The following is a 3,308-nucleotide window of genomic DNA, read 5'->3' as shown; positions in this document are numbered from 1 at the left end:
TTCGATGACGCGCGGTTCGATATTGCGCGAGCCGCGCGTCTATTGATCATCGCGCCCGGGGCTACCCCTCTCCCCACCCTCCCCCGCAAGGGGGGAGGGAGCCTGCCGGTGCTCACCTTACTTGGAGCGGAGCCGCATATGCAGCGATAGCGTTACTTCACCAACGAGCAGCCACTGTCCGCGAGCCCGCTCTTGAGAGTCTTGAGAGTCTAATGCGCCTCGTCCCAATTGTTGGCGGCGCGGGCGTCGACCTGGAGCGGCAGCGACAGGATCACCGCGGGGAACGGCGCGTCCTGCATCACCTTCTGCACGACCGGCAGCGTCGCCGCGACTTCGCCGTCGGGCACCTCGAAGATCAGCTCGTCATGCACCTGCAACAGCATCTGTGCCGTGAGCTTCTTCTCGGCGAGCGCGTCCTCGACCCGGATCATGGCGCGGCGGATGATGTCGGCGGCGGTGCCCTGCAAGCGGGCGTTGATCGCGGCGCGTTCGTTGAAGGCGCGCACCGAGGCGTTGGAGGCCTTGATGTCGGGGTAGTACATCTTACGGCCGAACAGCGTCGTCACATAGCCGTTGCGGCGGCAGGAGTCCTTGGTCTCGTCCATGTAGGCGCGGATGCCGGGGAAGCGCTCGAAGTATTTCTTGATGTAGGCGGAGGCCTCCTCGCGCGCGATACCGAGCTGATTGGCGAGGCCGAACGCCGAGATGCCGTAGATGATGCCGAAATTGATCGCCTTGGCGCGGCGCCGCACCTCGCTCGGCATGTCCTTGATCGGCACGCCGAACATCTCGGAGGCGGTCATGGCGTGGATGTCGAGCCCGTCGCGGAACGCCTGGCGTAGCACTGGCACGTCGGCGATCTCGGCGAGCAGCCGCAATTCAATTTGCGAGTAGTCGGCCGACACCAGCTTGTGGCCGGGCGTCGCGATGAAGGCGCGGCGGATCTTGCGGCCGTCCTCGGTTCGCACCGGGATGTTCTGCAAGTTCGGCTCGTTCGACGACAGCCGCCCCGTGGTGGTCGCGGCCAGCGCGTAAGTCGTGTGCACGCGGTGGGTCTGCGGATTGACGTAGGTCGGCAGCGCGTCGGTGTAGGTCGATTTCAGCTTCGAGACCTGGCGCCACTCCAAAATCTTCTTGGGGAAGTCGTGGCCCTGCTCGGCGAGATCGTCCAGCACTTGCGCGGTGGTCGACCATGCGCCGGTCTTGGTCTTGGTGCCGCCGGGCAATCCCATCTTGCCGAAGATGATGTCGCCGATCTGCTTCGGGCTGCCGACATTGACCGGCTCGCCGGCGATCTCCTGGATCTCGGCCTCGACCCGCGCCGCGGTCTGGGCGAAATCGCCCGACAGGCGCGACAGCACCTGGCGGTCGATCGAGATGCCGCGGCGCTCCATCCGCGCCAGCACCGACACCAGCGGCCGCTCCAGCGTCTCGTACACTGTTGTCATCCGCGCAAAAATCCCTAAGTTTCGGCCATGCCGAAAACAGCCCCCAAAGACCCCGCCAAGCCAGCTCCGATGACCGCCCCCAAGCCCGTTGCCGCCAAGGCAGCAGCCAAGGGCGACCATATTTTCCTGGTCGATGGTTCGGGCTACATCTTCCGCGCCTATCACGCGTTGCCGCCGCTGAACCGCAAGTCCGACGGGCTGCAGGTCAACGCCGTGCTCGGCTTCTGCAACATGCTGTGGAAGCTGCTGCGCGACATGCCGGACGACAACCGGCCGACGCATCTGGCGATCGTGTTCGACAAATCCGAGATCACATTCCGCAACAAGCTCTATCCCGACTACAAGGCGCACCGGCCGCCGGCGCCCGACGATTTGATCCCGCAATTCGCGCTGATCCGCGAGGCGGTGCGTGCATTTGACTTGCCTTGCCTCGAGCAGGTCGGCTTCGAAGCTGACGATCTGATCGCGACCTATGCGCGGCTGGCGAGCGAACGGGGCGCCACCACGACGATCGTCTCGTCCGACAAGGACCTGATGCAGCTCGTCACCGACAAGGTGCTGATGTACGACACCATGAAGGATCGCCGCATCGGCCGCGACGAGGTGATCGAGAAATTCGGCGTACCGCCCGAGAAGGTGGTCGAGGTGCAGGCGCTGGCCGGCGATTCCACCGACAACGTGCCCGGCGTGCCCGGCATCGGCATCAAGACCGCGGCGCAGCTGATCATCGAATATGGCGATCTCGACCAGCTGCTGTTCCGCGCCACCGAGATCAAGCAGCCGAAGCGGCGCGAGGCGCTGCTCGAGAATGCCGAGAAGGCCCGCATCTCGCGCCAGCTCGTGCTGCTCGACGACAAGGTCGATCTCGAAGTGCCGCTCGACGACCTCGCCGTGCACGAGCCCGATGCGCGCAAGCTGGTCGCCTTCCTCAAGGCGATGGAGTTCACCACCCTCACCCGCCGCGTCGCCGACTATGCGCAGATCGATCCGGCCAATGTCGACGCCGATCCCGGCAACAAGAGCGGCGCCAGCGTGTTCTCGCCGCTGCCGCCGTCGGATGTGACGCCGGCGCCCGGAGATGGATCGTCGGGCGCGGCGCCCGCAGCACCGATTGCGAAAGCCAAGCCGACCGGCGCGCGCGACGACAAGAACTCCAACCGGAGAGGCACGCCGGCCACGCTGGCCGAGTCCCGCGGTGAAGCGATCCGCAAGACCGGATTCGATCGCAAGGCGTACCAGGCGATCAGCGGTCTCGATCAGCTCAACGCCCTGCTCGCGCGTGCACACGACACCGGCTATCTCGCGATCGAGGCGATGTCGGAATTGATCGACCCGATGCAGGCAGAGCTCGCGGGACTGGCTTTGGCCGTTGCGCCCAACGATGCCGCCTACGTCCCACTCGGCCACAGGGAGCCCGGCGGCGGCGCGGGCCTGTTCGATGCCGGCCTCGCACCCGGCCAGCTCAAGACCGCCGATGCGCTGAAGGCGCTGAAGCCGCTGCTGGAGTCCACAGGCATCCAGAAGGTCGGCTTCAACGTCAAGTTCACCTCCGTGATGCTGGCACAGCACGGCGTCACGTTGCGCAACATCGATGATGCCCAGCTGATGTCCTACGCGCTCGATGCCGGCCGCGGCTCGCACGCGCTGGAGGCGCTCGCCGAACGCTGGTTCGGCCATGCCGTCGTCAGTTACGGCGGCCTCGTCGGCAGCGGCAAGGGCAAGCTGACCTTCGACCAGGTCACGATCGCCAAGGCGCCGCTCGACCATTCAGTGACGATCCAGAAGAGCTCGACCGCGCCAATCATCAGAAATATGCGCGACGCATTTACGAGCGCGGGCAGATAATCGGGGACCGGAAGC

1 protein-coding gene and 1 pseudogene are annotated in these 3,308 nt (G+C 65.5%); one reads left to right on the top strand and one right to left on the bottom strand.

The genetic code is table 11. From position 1 onward, the window contains the following. Window positions 1–209: 209 nt before the first annotated feature. Window positions 210–1,451, bottom strand: a pseudogene (locus tag FNJ47_RS45205) (DNA polymerase); the annotation flags it as partial. A gap of 66 nt (window positions 1,452–1,517) precedes the next feature. On the opposite strand from FNJ47_RS45205, the gene FNJ47_RS45200 reads away from it, so the two are divergent. Further along, entirely contained in the window at window positions 1,518–3,293 is a 1,776-nt protein-coding gene (locus FNJ47_RS45200) for a 5'-3' exonuclease H3TH domain-containing protein (RefSeq protein WP_430649484.1), read from the top strand. Window positions 3,294–3,308 lie beyond the last annotated feature (15 nt).

It is taken from the genome of Bradyrhizobium uaiense, from assembly GCF_010811875.1.
Taxonomy (GTDB): domain Bacteria; phylum Pseudomonadota; class Alphaproteobacteria; order Rhizobiales; family Xanthobacteraceae; genus Bradyrhizobium; species Bradyrhizobium uaiense.
The sequence above is the reverse complement of the archived record's forward strand: the minus strand, read 5'-3'. Positions and strand labels throughout refer to the sequence as shown.

Bases quoted from the DNA above. Each gene is read 5' to 3' on its own strand.
- FNJ47_RS45200 (WP_430649484.1), top strand. From the start codon at position 1,518: ATGACCGCCCCCAAGCCCGTTGCCGCCAAGGCAGCAGCCAAGGGCGAC.